The following is a 16,205-nucleotide window of genomic DNA, read 5'->3' on the forward strand; positions in this document are numbered from 1 at the left end:
GGCTCATGGCCGAATTCGTATCCCTGTCCCGGCTCGAACCCGACCATGCGGGCGGTTCCGGCCGCGGCGTGGCGGTGCTGCGGATCGCCCGGCCGCCGCTGAACCTGTTCGGTACCCAGTTGATCCGGGAGATCGCCGCGGCAGCCCTTGCCTGCGGCGCGGATTCCGGTATCGCGGCCCTGGTGGTGTACGGCGACGAGCGGGTTTTCTGCGCGGGCGACGATCTGGCCGAACTCGCCGCTCTACCGGCCGAACAGGCCACCGCCATGGCCGCCGATCTGCAGACGGCACTGGGCTGCCTGGCCCGGATCCCGCAACCGACGGTCGCGGCGATCAGCGGATATGCGCTCGGCGCCGGGCTGGAACTGGCCCTGAGTGCGGATCGGCGGATCATCGGCGACAACGTCAAACTCGGACTTCCGCAGATCGGCACCGGAATGATCCCGCTCGCCGGTATCCGGCGGCTTTCGCTGCTGATCGGTCCCGGCGCCGCCAAGGACCTCGTCTACACGGGGCGTTTCGTCGAACCGGACGAGGCCGCGCGGCTGGGGCTGGTCGATCAAGTGGTTGCCCCCGACGATGTGCTCGATTCGGCGATCGCCTGGGCCCGGCAGTTCAGCACCGGACCGGCCCGTGCGCTGGCGGCCGCGAAAGCGGTGTTCGAGGCGGGACCACACGGCCACGAACGGGCCCGCACCGAATGGGTCCAACTGTTCGATACCGACGATCAGCGCGTGGGAACACAGTCCTACCTGCGGGACGGGCCGGGGTTCGCCGAGTTCACCGGCGCCTGAACGAGGCTTGGACCACCCGGACCCACCCGGTGGTATCAAGCCACCCCGAAGCAAGGGACAGGCGATACCTCCGCCTTCGCTCCGGCCGTGCGCGGACTGCGGATGGGCCGCGCCCAGCGGCACCCATTAGGCTCTCCGACCATGACGGTACGCCCCGACGACCCCGCACCACATCCGCACGCCACCGCCGCGGAGGTCGAAGCAGCATTCGAGGACACCAAGCTCGCCCAGGTGCTCTATCACGACTGGGAAGCGGAGACCTACGACGACAAATGGTCGATCTCCTATGACGAACGCTGTATCGAATACGCCCGCGGCCGGTTCGACGCCGCGGTCGGCGAGGCGGATCTGCCCTACGAGCGCGCCCTCGAACTGGGCTGTGGAACCGGTTTCTTCCTGCTGAACCTGATGCAGTCCGGGATCGCGAAGACCGGTTCGGTGACCGACCTGTCGCCCGGCATGGTGAAGGTCGCGCTGCGTAATGCCGAGAACTTGGGTCTGGATGTGGACGGCCGGGTCGCGGACGCGGAAACCATCCCCTACGACGACGACACCTTCGATCTGGTGGTCGGGCACGCGGTGCTGCATCACATCCCGGATGTCGAGCAGTCGCTACGCGAATGCCTGCGTGTGCTGAAGCCGGGTGGCCGCTTCGTCTTCGCCGGTGAACCCACCACCGTCGGCAACTTCTACGCCCGTAATCTGGGCAACATCACCTGGAAGGCCACCACCGCGATCACCAAGCTCCCGTTCCTGCGGGATTGGCGCCGGCCCCAGGAGGAACTGGACGAATCGTCGCGCGCCGCGGCCCTGGAGGCCGTGGTCGATCTGCACACCTTCGACCCCACCCAGCTCGAGGATATGGCCCGTTCGGCCGGCGCCGTGGACGTGGCCGCGCATACCGAGGAGTTCGCCGCCGCCCTGTGGGGCTGGCCGGTCCGCACCTTCGAGGCCGCGGTGCCGGACGAGAAACTCACTTTCGGCTACCGGATGGCGATGTACCGGGCATGGCTCGGGCTCAGCTGGGTGGATGAGAACGTGATGCGCCGCGTGGTTCCGCGCCAGTTCTTCTACAACGCCATGATCACCGGGGTGAAGCCGGCCGCCGGTAAGTAGATGGGGTACGGCTTCAGTGCGGCCGATATCGCCTATCTGGCGTCGCCGCCGGGCACGGCCGCGCTGGCCGAGGTCGCGGAGCTGGAGCTCACGACGGCCTCCCAACTGCACGATGTCGCGGCGGTGCGCCGCGCGCACGGGGACCGGGCGCCCGCGCTGATCGAAACCGTGCGCCTGCGCCGCCGGGCAGCGGCCAAGCTGTCCGGGGCGCAGGACTGGTTCTTCACCGACGATGCGCTCCAGCAGGCCACCCCGACCCTGGTGGCCCGGCATCGCGCCGCCCGGCTGGCGGGTCGTGATGTGCACGATGTGACCTGCTCGATCGGTGCGGAACTGGTCGAGCTGGCGCGGGTCTGCCCACGGGTTGTCGGGAGCGATCTGGACCAGGTCAGGCTCGCCATGGCTCAGCACAACCTGTCCCGCCCGGTGTCTCCGGATGATGCCCGATCGGGGCCCGGACCGGCGGCGCGGGCCGGCGTCGGGCAGCAGTTCCGCACCGGCACGGCACCTGCCGACGCGCTGGGAGCGGTGCCGTTCGCCGGGCCGGGAGCAACACTGACGAACACGCTCCTCGTCCAGGCCGATGCGCTGGTGCCGTGTACCGCGGGCACGGTTGTCATCGCGGACCCGGCCCGCCGGGCGGGGGGTAAACGCACCTTCGACCCGGCCACACTCCAACCACCGCTGCCGGACTTACTGGCCGCCTATCCCGGCCGGGATATGGCCGTGAAATGCGCGCCGGGGCTGGATTTCGATCGGCTCGACTGGGCGGGTGAGGTCGAGATCGTCTCGCTGGACGGGGCGGTCCGCGAAGCATGTCTGTGGTCTGCGGGCCTGAGTGAACCGGGCGTCACCCGCCGGGCGACGGTGCTGACGGAGGCGGGCACGGTGACGACCCTTACCGACGCCGAACCCGACGAGATCCCGGAGCGGGCGCCGGGGGAGTGGATCATCGACCCGGACGGTGCGGTTGTTCGCGCCGGGCTCGTCCGGCACTATGCGGCCCGCCACGGCCTGTGGCAGCTCGACCCCCGGATCGCCTACCTCACCGGTGACCGGCTTCCCACCGGCGTACGCGGGTTCCGGATCATCGATCGGCTCGAGTTCCGGGAGAAGACGCTGCGCGCCGAACTCCGCCGCCACGACTGCGGTGCCCTCGAGATCCTGGTCCGGGGGGTGGATATCGACCCGGATGTACTGCGGCGGCGGCTGAAGCCCACCGGATCCCAGCCCTACACACTGGTGATTACCCGGATCGACCGCACCGCCACCGCCTTTCTGTGCCGCGCTTCCCGGTGAGTCGAGCTTCCCGATCATGCGCTCTGTGCCGGTGCGGGTGATTCCCTCCAGTTCGAGCCCGTGTCGGCCGACACGACTTGCCTCGTTGTCCGGACCGGGATCGAGCGTCGGGGCGATATTCTCGCCGGTGGGATCGTTCTCGGCGCAGTGAACTGGATCGGCCCGTGGCGTGCGCACACCTACCAGCAGAAACACACTGGTGCCGACCACTGTCGGCGGTGTAGACAAGCGGTAACCGACCCGAGGAGTGCCATGCGACGCGAGTTCTGGCAGCACCCACCCCGGCTACGCGGCGACCATGTGCTGCTTCGCCCCCTCGAACCCGGCGACGCAGACGAACTGGCCGCCGCGTACGACGACCCCGACACGCTGCGCTACTTCCCCGACGGCATCGAATCACAGCCGCCCTCCGCCGAAACCGTGGCCCATGCCCTGTCCTCGGGCCGCCAGGTACTCGTCTCGGTCGACCTGCGCGACAACCGGATCGTCGGCACCACCTCGCTCTACAACATGGATGAGCGGCACGGCCGCGCGACCATCGGTTTCACCTGGTATTCGCGCCGAGTCCGCGGCACCGTGATCAACCCCGAAGCGAAACTGCTACTGCTCGACCATATTTTCGGCATCCTCTCGGCCCACCGGGCCGAATTCACCATCGACGATCGCAATACGCGTTCCCGCGAAGCCGTCACCGCCCTCGGCGCAACGCAGGAGGGCATTCTGCGGCAGCACGCCCTGCGGCGGGACGGCAGCCGCCGCAACACGGTGATCTACTCGATCCTCGCCGAGGAATGGCCGGCGGCCCGTGATCGGCTGACCGAACGTCTCGCGCGCCGCGCGGCCGAGGCGGTGCCACCGGATACGCGCGCGGCCCCGCCGGGGTGCTGAACCGGCCACCCGCCTCGGCGGCTACTCCGGTCCGCTACCGTGATTCGAGATAGACCGGCGGCGCACCGTTCTGCGCTTCCAGGATCAAAATAGGTTTATCTATCGGAAGTCCGTTGTCGTCGAAGTCGAGTTTCCCGCTGGCGCCGTCGAACGCCACGGCCGAGTGGAGTTGTAACATCGCCTGCAGGACAGCGTCCGAGTCCACAGGGGTGTGGTGCGGCCCGGACGCGTTCCGGATCGCCTGGACGGCCGTTTTCACGGCGTCGTATTCCATAACGGCTGCGAAATCGTGCACACCGCCATCGGAGAACTGGGAGTAGCAGATCTCACCAACGCATCCGGGTGAGAACTGGTCGATCGCGTACAAGTCGAAACCGTCGGGGTTTTCGTGCCAGGCATCGGGATGTACATGTCCGGTGTACCGCACCGTGATGTTGGCCCCCTCGAGCGCCTTTCCGGCGAGGCTCTCCGAGAGCTGGTGGTACGGCATATCATCTGCGGTGATCACCTGGATCGGCAAATCGCGGCATTCGCGCTGGGCGAGTTCGTTGAGGAATTCGAGGGCGTCGGCACCTCGTCCCGCGAAATAGATGGTACTCGGCTTTTGATTGCAGACACTGTGCATGATGGTGCGAAACGCGTTCGCTACGTGGCCGAATTGGGCATTGTAGGGCTGTGGTCGCCCCGCGAATCGCGAATCGTCGGGGAATTGCGCTTCGAAGGCATCGGCGAGGGTGCGGCCGTAGTGGTCTATTTCGTTGTCGTCGCGAACGATCATGATCCGTTCGTCGCGGTCGGCGAGGTAATCCGCGGCGGCCCGCGCGTGCTCCTCGGCGGGTGGCGAAACCTTCAGGAACCCGCGCGTCGTCGGAAGGTCATCGATCGTGAGGGTGGAGGCGATCACCCCTATCGGCTTTTTCTCAGGGGGCGGACCGGTAAGCCGTTCGATGGTGTTGAGCGCGCCCTCGAGACTGAAAGAGATCCCGGTGACCGCGACGATTCTCTCGTCCGCGCGGCGGTTCTGTATCTCCTCGACCACAGCTTCCCACGAGGAAAAATCACTGTTCGGATTTGCCAGTAGTAACCGAATTCGGGGGGTTGCGCTGGTCTCGTTCGCGGCGAGCTGGGCCAGATGTGCGCCTGCCAGCCGGTGCCGGATACCTGCCATCGTGACGAAGCCGTCTTCGTTGTCGCCGGCCATCATCGGCGTCAGCAATACTATGCTCACCCACTGCTCCCCCTCCTCTACGACGTCCGTGTTCTCGTCACCGATGAGCTGTACGAGATCGTCGATTTCGGTACCGAAGCTCACGCTTCCGTCGCTGATCCTGACGCATTGGCCGCTTTCGTCCCGTACAGCACCGCCCTCGCAGGCGATGTCCTCGCGGAAGAGACGGGGCAGCACGATCACCGCGGCGACGACCAAGGCGACCACCAGCAGCGCGGCGGGAACCCACCACCATTTCCGATAGCTGGGGGGCGGCGGCTGGATCAAGGTGGTCATCGATACCTCTCCGCTCGTTCATAGAGCAGCAGCGCCCCGCGGCCGAGACCGCGGGCGAGCTGCCGTAATTCGTTCTCGATGGTGCGATCGAGGGTCCGTTGCGGATCGCCCAGTGGATCGTTGGAAACCCACAGCGCGGCGATCAGCCACGCCATCTCGTGTTCGGGCTCCAGACCGTTGTTCCGGACGATCGCTTCGACCTGTGTGAACGGACTCTCGTCGGCGTCCGGGCGGCGGGGTGCCGAGGTGATCAGATCCAGATCGGACAGCCACGCAGTGGCCGCGGTGTGACCGAACTCGGCCTGCCCGGGCAGGAACGGCCGCTCCAGGTATTCGATGGCGGCACCCAGTCCGCCGAGAGCGAGATCGTGATAGATGGCCGCTATTTCGGCGGCCGCCTCGCCCTCCTCGAATTTTCGCCGGTAGACATCCCGGCAGGCCATATGGGTGGCGTCCCAGTTCCGGGGATCGTCCGGTTCGCGGTCTGCCAGTTCGCAGAGCAGGATCCGGCGTAGCCAGGTATCGAGCACCATCTCCGGTTCCGGCCCACCGGTGGTCCGGATCCACAGCCGGTTGCGCAGTTCCTGGAGCAGCGCCTCCCCGTCCGGCAGGGGGGAATCCAGAATCTCCCGCTGGTAGAGCACATCCACTGTGCGGCCCGCGGCGGCGGTAACCAGATCACGGAGGTTCTCGGCGGCCGCGAAATCGCCGAGCAACCTGTCGCGCGCCCGCTCCAGCACGGTGCCGGGTGCGTCGACCGGCTCCTGCAGGGGATCGTGGTGGGTACCTACGGCGCTGGTGAGTACGGACCGCGCGCAGGCGAGTGCATCGTCTTCCCCGGTTTGTCCCAGCGCGGCCAGGACATCGGTGGTTGCGGCGGCGTTCCCGCCGGTGAGGGCACGAACGAAATCCGCGACCCGGGGCACCGAGCGCATCCGCTGGTCGGCGGCGAGATCACCGGTTGTTTGCGTGCTCAACCGGCTCAGATCCACCAGGTACCAGGGAAACCAGGAGGCCGCCGGATTATCTGCCGACGCCCAGTCGGTGAGGATATCGGGTGGGGTGCGTGGTTCCGGCCATTCGATACCGCCGGTGCGGTGTTCGGGTTCGCGGCGTTCGGTGACATCGCTGAAGCGGTGCATGCCGGGACGGTGCCAGCATTCGCTCCAGGCGGGCAGCCACTGCGCGCTGGTGGCGACGACCACCAGCGGATCCGGTTCGGCACCGTTGCGCCGCCGCGCCTCGCGCAGCGTCTGCAGGAAGAGCCTGCCCGAGGGAGTGTGCGCATTGTCCAGCAGCAGTACGGAATTGAGGGTGCGCCCCGTACCGCGCATCCCACTGTAGGCCTGGCGCAGATCGTGGAGGAAGGCCATCCCGAAGATGGCGTCGGCCTCGGCGCGGGATTCTTCGTCGCCATGTGCCCATTTGGCGAGATCGATCAGCATATCGTCGCGTTCGACCTGATCTCCGGTGAGCCGCGGTCCCCGCTTGATCTTACGACTGATACTGAGCCGGTTCAGGCTCTGCATCAGGGTTTCCACGGCCATGCCCACCCACGGCGACATCCCTTCGGGTACCTGGCCGGCGGCCTCGAGGATATCGGCGACGCTCTGACTGCGCGCCTCCATCGGCTGGGCGCTGGAGACGACCTGACGCAGACTCTGCAGCGCGGACCGCCGGTTGTCGGCCTGCATATGCAGCGTGCTGCCCACCGCCACGACACACAGCCACAACTGCGGAAAGGTGATACTGCCGAATTGAGCGCGTTTGCGGCCGAGTTCGAAGGCGAGTTCGCCGAAGACTTCCCGTGGGGTGCGTTCACCACGGCCCAGATCCACGTGGGCGAGTGGAAGTTTCGCGCAGCGCTGGGCAAGCGAGTGCAGCAGAACGGTTTTCCCGCTCCCGGGTGGCCCCACCGCGACCACCACCGGCAGAAATCTGCTCCGGCCCTCCGGTCGCTGGACCAACTGTTCGATCAGTTGGCCGGTGATCGGTTCCAGCCCGTGCAGTACCGGACCTTCTCCTGGCATCGCCCCTCCCGCGTTCGGCAATCGATATCCGGCATATCGGTAACCGGTGCCACAGTGTGAACCGGCGCTCGGAGCGGGCCGGGTGAACTGCTGGACGTATCGTTCGATGCAGCCATCGTAGGCAAATCCGCCCAGGCTGTTGGAGTAGCCACGAGATCGCAATATGAAACGGGGAGGCGCGAATTGCGTCCCGGGAGGGGCTATGGCATACGGGAGGAAGGCAGGTCGCTGACCGCCGAAACGCCCCGGGGAAGGTGAAAACTACCCCTCCCCGGGTTCGTCCCGGCGGTGGGGATCAGCCCGCGGCGGACGGTCCCGAGATCGAGGCCGACAGCGAAGACAGCCAGCAGAGGGGCGACGGCGGGTACTGCATGGTGCAGACGAGCCCGATGTCTTCGGACGCCTCCGGCGCCGCGGCGGGTTGTGCGTGCGGTACGAGCGGTACGGCCGAGGCGGTGGCCGCTCCGGCGACCGGGATCGTGAACAGGGCCGCTGCCAGCAGGCCGGCCCGGAGAGTACGACGCATGATTACTTCCTTCCTGACCGGAGCGTACCGATCAGCAGCGAACGTAGTGCCGATTCCGGTCGCCGCCCAGCCCCGAGTTGCCCTGCCCGTGGTTTCGTGGGCAGGACACCGGCACAGGCCCCGGAGAATGTCGGGACGCCGGGGTACGGTCGGCCCATGACCAGGTACGCGGCGTTGCTACGTGGCATCATGCCCAGCAATCCGAATATGAGCAACGAGAAGTTGCGTGGTGTGTTCACCGGGCTCGGCTTCGGATCGGTGGCGTCGGTGCTGTCCAGCGGCAATATCGTATTCGCCACCGAGGAGTCCCCCGGCGCGGAGCTCGAGGATCGTATCCAGCAGGCCCTGAACGCCGAGCTCGGGATCGCGGGCGGCACGATCATCCGCGACCATGCCGAGCTACGCGCCCTACTGGACCGTGACCCTTTCGCCGGTTACACCCACGGCCGCGAAACGTACCTCACCGTGACGTTCTTCAAGGACAGCGCGCACTCCCGCGTCGAACTGCCCGCCGATACCGACCCGCGTACGAAGGTCGTCGGCTACGACGAGCAGGCGCGGGCCTTTCTCTCGATCATCGACAATTCCGGGTCGAACACCCCGAATTTCATGGTGTGGCTGGAACGGAACTACGGGAAGAACATCACGACCCGGACCTGGCTCACCGTGCAGCGAATCGTGAAGAAGATGGAGTCGCCGAAATCGTCCTAGCAGGCCACCGGCGCGTCGCCGCCGGGGCCGGGACTGTCCAGGCGGCTTGCGCCGCGAACAGGAGCGATTCGGCGGACAGATTCCCGTCGGCCGGTGCCGACGGGGCGAGGTTCGGACGAGCGGGTCCTTCCACCGGTCGCGGGTGACCCTCCCGGCGATGGGTCGTCACGGCCGCCGAGCCGGGTCGGTCACGCGTCCTGCGCGACCCCGTTCTTCTTCCGCTCGATATCGGCCAGCGCCGCCTCCCGAGCGGCCCGCTCGGCGGCACCGGCCTCCCAGGTCGATTTCCGGTTCTTCACCACCCGGGCGGGCGCACCGACCGCGATGCTGAAATCCGGTATCTCCCCCTTCACGACCGCATGCGCGCCCAGTACGCAGCCCCGCCCCACCCGGGTTTCGCGCAACACGGTGACCTTGGCGGCGATCCAGGTATCGGGTCCGATCCGCACCGGGCTCTTCACGATGCCCTGGTCCTTGATCGGCATGGTGATGTCGTCCATCCGGTGGTCGAAATCGGTGATGTAGCACCAGTCCGCGACCAGCGTCGATTCACCGATCTCGATATCGAGGTAGGTGTTGACCACGTTGTCCTTGCCGAACACCACCTTGTCGCCGATCCGCAGCGAACCCTCGTGGCAGCGGATGGCGTTACCGTCGCCGATATGGACCCAGCGCCCGATCTCGAGCCGGCCCAGCCCAGGAGTGGCGTGAACTTCCACCCGTTTGCCGAGGAAGACCATGCCACGCAGGATCACGTGCGGGTTGGCCAGCCGGAATTTGAGCAGACGGTAGTAACGCACCAGATACCAGGGCGTGTAGGCGCGGTTGGCCAGGACCCAGCGCAGCGAATCGCGGGTGAGGAAACGGGCCTGCCTGGGGTCCCGGCGCCGGGAACCCTGCCATCGCGTGCGCAACGGTGCGCCCCACATGCTCGTCACGACGTCTCTCCTGAATCTCTGGGCACCGAGCGGCGCCGCCCTCCGTGGTTGCGCAAGCTGCCGCCCGCGGGCGCCACCTGCTCGTGCCGGGGATCGCGTGGCCCCTACCGCCGAACAGCCTACTTTCGTGCTCCGCGGGCCCGGCCTATACCCTTCCGTTAATCTCAGACATGGCCGGGGCGACAGGACGACGGAGGAGACCAGCAGGTGCGTATCGGCGGCGGCGTACGGACCGGGTCCTGGCTCGCGGTGATTGTCGCGGCGGTGGGTGTGCTCACCGCCTGCGGTACCGATGTGGACGACATCACGGTCGGCCGGGGGCTGGGCTGGCCCGTGGCGGGACACGAGGCCCGTAACAGTGGAAATACCCAGGTAACCGGGTCTCGGGCGGTGAACCTGCAGTGGTCGCGTCCGGTCGGTGGGCCCATTGCCCAGCCGGTGACGGTGGGCTCGGAGGGGCAGATCTTCCTGACCACCCGGACCGATGCCAACTGTGACATCTACTCGTACCAGATGCCTACAGGGCGTAAACGTTTCTGTAATCCGCTGGGTCCGCATGCCATCTACTCGCCCACCCTGCTCGACGGCGCGAGCAATGTGTATGTGGGGCTGGACAGCGCGGTGGAATCGGCGAACCAGCTGGGCCAGCCGCGCTGGCGCACGCCGGTGGCCGGGGTGCCGACCGGTATGCAGTTCACCGGTGACGGCCATCTGCTGGTGATCACGCAATCGGGTCAGGTCGATGTACTGGAACGGCAGACCGGTAAGCGGATGGTGCCCACCCAGCAGCTGCTGCCGATGCCCGATTTCCTGAAGACGCCCAATGTCGACTGGCCGCCTGCCGGGAACGGGCTCGAAGATTGTGCCACCGGTGGGCCGGACTGCGCGGTCGCCACGATCGCCGCGATGGAGGTCGATTCCGGGCGGATCTATGCCACGGTGCGTAAACCCGGCGAACCCGATGCCGCCCTGGTGGCGTTGCGCTACGCCGACGGCAAGGTCGTTCAGGAGTGGAGCAGGGAGATCCTGGCCGGGGGCAGCGCCACCGATCCCGCCCTCTCCGCCGACGGGTCCACGCTCTACGTCGGTGACAACAGCCGGCGCCTGCTGGCCGTCGATACCGCCGACGGTAAACCGAAATGGGAAGCGCATCTGGATTGGGAGCCGCGCCGCGGGATCTCGGTCTCCGACGACGGCCTGATCATCCCGGCCGGTGACGACGGCTATCTGATGGCGCTGCGCGATACCGGCACCAGCTACGAACGGGTGTGGGCGCGTAAGGATCTGGCTCTGCGCGGCGCTCCCGTTCAGACAGCGGGCGGTACCGGTTACGTTCCCGCCGCCATCGGCGACGGACTGAGCCTGATCACCTTCGATACCGCCACCGGCGCCACCGTCGACTCCGATGTGCTGCCCGGTGCGTCGGGCACCACCACCGGAACGGCCGTGGGCGCCGAAGGCGAGGTCGTGGTCGCGACCCGGATCGGCGAGATCTTCACCTTCCGCGAAAAGGCCTGACCCGGCTACGCGACCGCGACGTCCCGAACCGTTCTGTACCGGTACAGGACCGCGCCGGTGGTGTTACCCGTCTCAGCCGACTCCGAGCGACGCGGAGCCGTCGCCCCCGGTGTTCAGGTGCCACGGGCCCACCGTGGCTCCGGCACCGGCGTCACCGTCCACACTGCCTTCCACGCCGGAGCGGTCGATTTCGGCCGCGGTTTCGGCCGACGTGCCGGCGTCTACACCGATCTGCGGGAGAGCGGCGGCGGTGGCTCCGGTGAACAGCAGCCCGCCGGTCGCAAGCGCGGGGACCACTACCGGCCGCGGTTCACAACGGCTGGCCGGGGTCCCGTTCGGGGAGTGGACGGCGGTCGATCTCCGGTCGGCCGAGGGGCGTACGAACCCGGCGTTTCGCGCTGGAGTACACCCCGGCGGTTTCCGCGGCCACCACTTCCCAGGCGAAATCTTCGGTGAGCCGGTCGCGGGCGGCCCGCGCGCGTTGCTGCGCGGCGGCCGGGTCGTCGAGAACCGCGATGGCCGCCTCCACCAGGCCGTTGACGTCCGCGGGTTCGAACGACGCGCCGGTCACGCCGTCGATCACGGCCTCGCCGAGTCCGCCCGCGGTCGAGGTGACCAGCGGTGTTCCGGTGGCTGCCGCTTCCAGTGCGACGATCCCGAAGGGCTCGTAGCGGCTGGGCAGCACAATGGCGTCGGCGCCGTGCAGCCAGCCCAGTAGTTCGGAGTGGTCGAGTTGTCCGGTGAAGTGCACCGCGCGTGCCACGCGATGCACGCGGGCGCGTTCCCGCAGCCATTCGAACTGGGTGCCGACCCCGGCGATGGTCAGCGTCGTACCGGGGTGGGCACGGCGGATCCGGGGGAGCGCGGCGATCGCGTCCTGGATCCCTTTCTCGTACTCGAGCCGGCCCACGTACAGCAGGCGCGGCGGCCCGCTGCGTGGCGGGCGGGCCCGAAACGACCAGGCTCCCACATCGATTCCGTTGCGGATCACGTGCACGGGCACCCGCTCGGGCCGGTAGAGCCGCTCCACTTCGTCCTGCATGGACGCCGAGCAGGTGATGAGGGCGTCCGATTCGTTGGCCAGCCACCATTCGACCGAATGCACCTGCCGGTTCACCCGCCCCGCGACCCAGCCGCTGTGCCGCCCGGCCTCGGTGGCGTGGATCGTGGAGACGAGCGGGACGTCGTAGTACTCGGCCAGCGCGATCGCCGGATGTGCCACCAGCCAGTCGTGTGCGTGCACCACATCGGGGGTCCAGCCCTCGCCGATACCCGGTTTGTCCAGTGCGACCCCGGCGCGCACCATGGCGTGTCCCATGGCCAGGGTCCAGGCGAGCATATCCTCGCCGAAATCGAAGATCGGCGGGTCTTCCGCGACCGCCACCACCAGCACGCCCTCGGCGACGAACGAATGGGTGGGATGGGTGGCGGGGCTGGTGCCGGTAGGGCGTCGCGCGAGCACCACTACTTCGTGTCCGGCCGCCGCGAGCGAGGTCGCGAGGTGGTGGACATGCCTGCCCAGTCCCCCGACGACCACGGGTGGGTATTCCCACGACACCATCAAGATCTTCATCGCGGTCCTTCTGCTGGATTGACGCGTAGCCTACGCGCGTCCAGGGCCGGGAACAGGCCGTCGGCGACGGCCCATCCGGCCGCCAATTCCCGGGCTCGTGCGTACTGACCCGCGCCGACGGCGCCCGCGATCTCGCGGACGGCGTGCGCATGCTGGTGGGCCCGGTCCCGGGCGTATCCGGCGGCGGAATCTTTGCTGACCATGAAGGCCCAGTCGCTGGATACGGCGAGGATGGCTTCGCGCAGGAGTTGATCGGCCACCGGGTCGCGGCCGATGGGCGCGGTGGCCCGCATCTTCGCGGTGGTGTCGAGGGCGAGCCGGACGATTTCGTCGTTCAGCTCGACCAGATCACGGACCTGGTCGCCGGCCCAGACCCGCCAGTCCTTACCCGACCCCCACGACGAATCGGTGAGTGGAACGGGCGCGCCGACGAATCCGCGTTCGCGGGCATCCGCGAGGGTTCCGACGGTGACACCGGCCTCCGGTAGCGCGCGCAGCACCCGGGCCAGCCACTGTGGGCCTTCATGCCACCAGTGCCCGTACAGTTCGGTATCGAAGGCGGCGACCACCAGCGCGGGGCGCCCGATCCGCTCGGATTCGGTGATGAGCCGCTCGCGTACGGTCGCGACGAAATCCGTGACATCCCGCTCGATCTGGGCGGCGGCGAGTTCGGGGTCGTAGGGTGCCTTGTCCGGTCCGGCAACGGTCTTTCCGGTAACCCGGGCAGGTTTGAGTCCGGTGGCGTGGTCGTAGTGATGGAAGTCCCGGTAGGCGCCGTTGCCGGGGTATCCCGATTTCGGCGACCACACCCGGTAGCTGACCGTGAGATCGCGCCCGAACGCGACGACAGGAGAGTCCCGGACCGGCCGGCCGAGCGAGGTGTCCCCGCGCAGAGCGGGTCCATCGACCATGAAATGCGTCACACCGGCGGCCGCGTAGCCGTCCTCCATGCCCGGTGTGAACCCACATTCCGGTGCCCACATCCCCGAGGGGGTGTGGCCCCAGCGCAGGCGTGCGTCGGCGAGCCCTTCACGCAATTGGAAATCGCGCAGCCGTTCGTCGAGTAACGGCTGGAACGGGTGCGCCAGCGGACCGCCGAGCAATTCGATGGCGTCGGCGTCGAGCAACTGCCGCCAGACCGGTGCCGCACCGTGCCGCCAGTTCTGTTCGAACTCGGTCAGCGCGGCAGCCGCGAGCCGGTGCTCGTGCCGGCCGAGTGCCTTGTTGCCGGCCATGGCGGCCTCGTCGGCCCGCAACTGCCAGTTCCCGAGCCAGTGATGCATACCCGCCAGCGAATGTGGATCGTCGAGTTGTGCTGCGAGAACAGGGGTTATCCCCAGCGTCAGCAGATGTGAGCGACCCTCGGCGGCGAGGGTACGAAGTACCTCGACGACCGGCAGATACGAGGACGCCCACGACTGGTAGAGCCATTCCTCGCCGACCGGCCAGCGGCCGTGATGGGCCAGCCAGGGCAGGTGCGAGTGCAGGACCAGCGTGAACTGCCCGGGTACCGCGTCGCCGGAGTTGTTGGCGCTCACGGTTTCACCGCTCGGGCGACCAGGTCGAGGCTGGCGTCGATATCGGCAGAGGTCAGCGCGAAATCGTCGACGGTGATGGCCGCGACATCGGCGGTGAGTTCGGCCGGCCAGGGCTCACCGGCCAGCGCCCGCTCTATCTGTGCGTCGATGAAGGAGCCGCCGTGTTTTTCGTCCAGTGCTCGCAGGCTCGGGCCGTGGTGCACACCCGTCATGAGCTCCACCCGGAAACCGGCTTCCTCGAGCAGTTCGGTCAATTCGGCGGCGTTCAGTTCGCGCGTGTGGAAGGGATTGAGCGGAGTGTCACGTCCGGGGGAGAAGGTGATCCGGTTGGGGGTGCTGATGAGCAGTTCGCCGCCGGGGCGCAGGACACGCAGGCATTCGCGCAAGAACTGCACTTGGTCCCAAAGATGTTCGATGACTTGGAAATTCACCACGGTGTCGACTGTGTTGTCCGGTAGTGGGAGGGCGGCCAGGTTGCCGCGGATCATCCGCACCCGTGGGTACCGCGCGCGTACATGTGCGGCGGCGCCGCGGTCGTAGTCGAGTCCGATCACCGCGGTCGCGATCTCGGCGATCATATTCGCGCCGTAGCCTTCACCCGACCCCGCTTCGAGTACGACCTTGTCCGCGCACCGCGACAGCAGCCGGTCGTAGACGATCTCGTGCCGGCGGAACCAGTAGTTCTCCTCCGCGATACCCGGGACCGTCCGCTCACCGGTCAACGGCAGCGGCTCCAGTACATCAGGGGTAGCCGGTGCGGCGGGAATCACAGCCTCGCTCATTGCGACGAGGTTACTGGTACTGCCCGGTACACGGGTCTCCAGGGAGGCCCTCCGGGGGGCCGCGCTTGTAAGTTACCCATGAGTAACTTAACGTAGGGTAATGTCTCGGCCTGAGCTACTCACATGGACGTACGGCCACTGGAGATCGTGCGACCGCCAATACAGGTAACCAGAACAGGAGGTCGACGAAGACCGATGCCGAATATCGTCGTACTCATCAAGCAGGTGCCCGATACCTGGTCCGAGCGCAAGCTGACCGACGGTGACTTCACCCTCGACCGTGAAGCCGCCGACGCGGTGCTCGACGAGATCAACGAGCGCGCTGTCGAAGAAGCCCTCCTGATCAAGGAGGCGCAAGGCGGTGAGGTCACCGTGCTGGCCGCCGGTCCCGATCGTGCCACCGAGGCCATCCGCAAGGCCCTGTCCATGGGCGCCGACAAGGCGATCCATATCAACGACCCCGCCATCCACGGCTCCGATACCGTCCAGACCGCGTGGGTGCTGGCCGGTGCGCTGGGCCAGGTCGAAGGCGTCGAACTGGTCATCGCCGGTAACGAGGCCACCGACGGCCGCTCGGGTGCCGTCCCGGCCGTTATCGCCGAGTACCTGGGCATCCCGCAGCTCACCCATCTGCGCAAGCTCACCGTCGACGGCGAGAAGATCACCGGCGAGCGGGAGACCGACGAAGGCGTGTTCAAGCTGGAGGCGACCCTGCCGGCCATCGTCAGCGTCACCGAGAAGATCAACGAACCGCGCTTCCCCTCCTTCAAGGGCATCATGGCCGCCAAGAAGAAGGAAGTGCAGACCTTCACCCTGGAAGACCTGGGCATCGACCCGTCGACCGTGGGTGTGGCCAATGCGGGCACCGCGGTGACCGCGTCCACCCCGAAGCCGCCGCGCACCGCGGGCGAGAAGATCAGCGACGAGGGCGACGGCGGCACCAAGATCGCCCAGTACCTGGTCGGCCAGAAGATCATCTGAGTCCCCC

General features: G+C 67.4%; 15 protein-coding genes. 7 read left to right on the forward strand and 8 right to left on the reverse strand.

Going from position 1 to position 16,205, the window contains the following annotated elements; translation table 11 throughout:
• Window positions 1–5: 5 nt before the first annotated feature.
• The 4 genes from NFL01S_RS30495 (at window position 6) to NFL01S_RS30510 (ending at window position 4,097) form a co-directional block, all read left to right on the forward strand.
• On the forward strand, window positions 6–794 hold the full coding sequence (locus NFL01S_RS30495; protein WP_062979782.1) for an enoyl-CoA hydratase-related protein: 789 nt from the start codon (window positions 6–8) through the stop codon (window positions 792–794).
• 141 nt (window positions 795–935) lie between these two features.
• Window positions 936–1,910: a class I SAM-dependent methyltransferase gene (locus NFL01S_RS30500; RefSeq protein ID WP_062979783.1), complete on the forward strand. Its 975-nt coding sequence runs from the start codon at window positions 936–938 to the stop codon at window positions 1,908–1,910.
• Window positions 1,911–3,209, forward strand: coding sequence for a THUMP-like domain-containing protein (locus NFL01S_RS30505; protein ID WP_062979784.1), 1,299 nt, complete (start codon window positions 1,911–1,913; stop codon window positions 3,207–3,209). It begins immediately after the preceding gene.
• Window positions 3,210–3,461: 252 nt separating this feature from the next.
• Window positions 3,462–4,097 carry a GNAT family N-acetyltransferase gene (locus NFL01S_RS30510; protein WP_062979785.1) on the forward strand — a complete coding sequence of 212 codons (636 nt, stop codon included), beginning with the start codon at window positions 3,462–3,464 and terminating at the stop codon, window positions 4,095–4,097.
• A 34-nt stretch (window positions 4,098–4,131) separates the two neighbouring features.
• Here the strand turns inward: NFL01S_RS30510 and NFL01S_RS30515 are convergent, their stop codons facing one another.
• From NFL01S_RS30515 to NFL01S_RS30525, 3 genes are all read right to left on the reverse strand, one after another.
• The gene (locus NFL01S_RS30515; protein WP_062979786.1) at window positions 4,132–5,601 is read right to left on the reverse strand and encodes an ABC transporter substrate-binding protein; all 1,470 of its coding nucleotides are present in this window, start codon (window positions 5,599–5,601) and stop codon (window positions 4,132–4,134) included.
• Window positions 5,598–7,631: a P-loop NTPase family protein gene (locus tag NFL01S_RS30520; RefSeq protein WP_062979787.1), complete on the reverse strand. Its 2,034-nt coding sequence runs from the start codon at window positions 7,629–7,631 to the stop codon at window positions 5,598–5,600. Before NFL01S_RS30520 ends, NFL01S_RS30515 begins: the two co-directional genes overlap by 4 nt.
• Window positions 7,632–7,926: 295 nt before the next feature.
• Window positions 7,927–8,157, reverse strand: coding sequence for a hypothetical protein (locus NFL01S_RS30525; protein WP_062979788.1), 231 nt, complete (start codon window positions 8,155–8,157; stop codon window positions 7,927–7,929).
• A 156-nt stretch (window positions 8,158–8,313) separates the two neighbouring features.
• Here NFL01S_RS30525 and NFL01S_RS30530 point away from each other — a divergent pair, with 156 nt between their 5' ends.
• Window positions 8,314–8,868, forward strand: coding sequence for a DUF1697 domain-containing protein (locus NFL01S_RS30530; protein WP_062979789.1), 555 nt, complete (start codon window positions 8,314–8,316; stop codon window positions 8,866–8,868).
• A 188-nt stretch (window positions 8,869–9,056) separates the two neighbouring features.
• Here the strand turns inward: NFL01S_RS30530 and NFL01S_RS30535 are convergent, their stop codons facing one another.
• Entirely contained in the window at window positions 9,057–9,806 is a 750-nt protein-coding gene (locus NFL01S_RS30535; protein WP_062979790.1) for an acyltransferase, read from the reverse strand.
• Window positions 9,807–10,013: 207 nt separating this feature from the next.
• Here NFL01S_RS30535 and NFL01S_RS30540 point away from each other — a divergent pair, with 207 nt between their 5' ends.
• A complete protein-coding gene (locus tag NFL01S_RS30540) occupies window positions 10,014–11,324 on the forward strand; it encodes an outer membrane protein assembly factor BamB family protein (RefSeq protein WP_245670961.1) in 1,311 nt (436 codons plus the stop codon).
• 72 nt (window positions 11,325–11,396) lie between these two features.
• Here NFL01S_RS30540 and NFL01S_RS30545 read toward each other — a convergent pair whose 3' ends face one another.
• Genes NFL01S_RS30545 through NFL01S_RS30560 form a run of 4 tightly spaced genes read right to left on the reverse strand, consistent with a single transcriptional unit; the run spans window position 11,397 to window position 15,217 of the window.
• Window positions 11,397–11,621, reverse strand: coding sequence for a hypothetical protein (locus tag NFL01S_RS30545; protein WP_062979791.1), 225 nt, complete (start codon window positions 11,619–11,621; stop codon window positions 11,397–11,399).
• Window positions 11,622–11,634: 13 nt separating this feature from the next.
• Window positions 11,635–12,897 carry a glycosyltransferase family 4 protein gene (locus NFL01S_RS30550; RefSeq protein WP_062979792.1) on the reverse strand — a complete coding sequence of 421 codons (1,263 nt, stop codon included), beginning with the start codon at window positions 12,895–12,897 and terminating at the stop codon, window positions 11,635–11,637.
• Complete coding sequence (locus NFL01S_RS30555) at window positions 12,894–14,435, reverse strand: 1,4-alpha-glucan branching protein domain-containing protein (protein WP_062979793.1); 1,542 nt, start codon at window positions 14,433–14,435, stop codon at window positions 12,894–12,896. Before NFL01S_RS30555 ends, NFL01S_RS30550 begins: the two co-directional genes overlap by 4 nt.
• The gene (locus NFL01S_RS30560) at window positions 14,432–15,217 is read right to left on the reverse strand and encodes a class I SAM-dependent methyltransferase (protein ID WP_062979794.1); all 786 of its coding nucleotides are present in this window, start codon (window positions 15,215–15,217) and stop codon (window positions 14,432–14,434) included. The genes NFL01S_RS30555 and NFL01S_RS30560 overlap by 4 nt, the downstream gene beginning before the upstream one ends.
• Before the next feature lie 195 nt (window positions 15,218–15,412).
• Between NFL01S_RS30560 and NFL01S_RS30565 the strand changes: the two genes are divergently transcribed.
• Complete coding sequence (locus NFL01S_RS30565; protein ID WP_033241242.1) at window positions 15,413–16,198, forward strand: electron transfer flavoprotein subunit beta/FixA family protein; 786 nt, start codon at window positions 15,413–15,415, stop codon at window positions 16,196–16,198.
• Window positions 16,199–16,205: the final 7 nt, after the last annotated feature.

It is taken from the genome of Nocardia flavorosea NBRC 108225, assembly GCF_001613385.1.
In the GTDB taxonomy this organism is placed as follows: domain Bacteria; phylum Actinomycetota; class Actinomycetes; order Mycobacteriales; family Mycobacteriaceae; genus Nocardia; species Nocardia flavorosea.

Coding starts and splice junctions, on each gene's coding strand:
- NFL01S_RS30495 (WP_062979782.1), top strand. CDS start 6: ATGGCCGAATTCGTATCCCTGTCCCGGCTCGAACCCGACCATGCGGGC.
- NFL01S_RS30500 (WP_062979783.1), top strand. CDS start 936: ATGACGGTACGCCCCGACGACCCCGCACCACATCCGCACGCCACCGCC.
- NFL01S_RS30505 (WP_062979784.1), top strand. CDS start 1,911: ATGGGGTACGGCTTCAGTGCGGCCGATATCGCCTATCTGGCGTCGCCG.
- NFL01S_RS30510 (WP_062979785.1), top strand. CDS start 3,462: ATGCGACGCGAGTTCTGGCAGCACCCACCCCGGCTACGCGGCGACCAT.
- NFL01S_RS30515 (WP_062979786.1), bottom strand. CDS start 5,601: ATGACCACCTTGATCCAGCCGCCGCCCCCCAGCTATCGGAAATGGTGG.
- NFL01S_RS30520 (WP_062979787.1), bottom strand. CDS start 7,631: ATGCCAGGAGAAGGTCCGGTACTGCACGGGCTGGAACCGATCACCGGC.
- NFL01S_RS30525 (WP_062979788.1), bottom strand. CDS start 8,157: ATGCGTCGTACTCTCCGGGCCGGCCTGCTGGCAGCGGCCCTGTTCACG.
- NFL01S_RS30530 (WP_062979789.1), top strand. CDS start 8,314: ATGACCAGGTACGCGGCGTTGCTACGTGGCATCATGCCCAGCAATCCG.
- NFL01S_RS30550 (WP_062979792.1), bottom strand. CDS start 12,897: ATGAAGATCTTGATGGTGTCGTGGGAATACCCACCCGTGGTCGTCGGG.
- NFL01S_RS30560 (WP_062979794.1), bottom strand. CDS start 15,217: ATGAGCGAGGCTGTGATTCCCGCCGCACCGGCTACCCCTGATGTACTG.
- NFL01S_RS30565 (WP_033241242.1), top strand. CDS start 15,413: ATGCCGAATATCGTCGTACTCATCAAGCAGGTGCCCGATACCTGGTCC.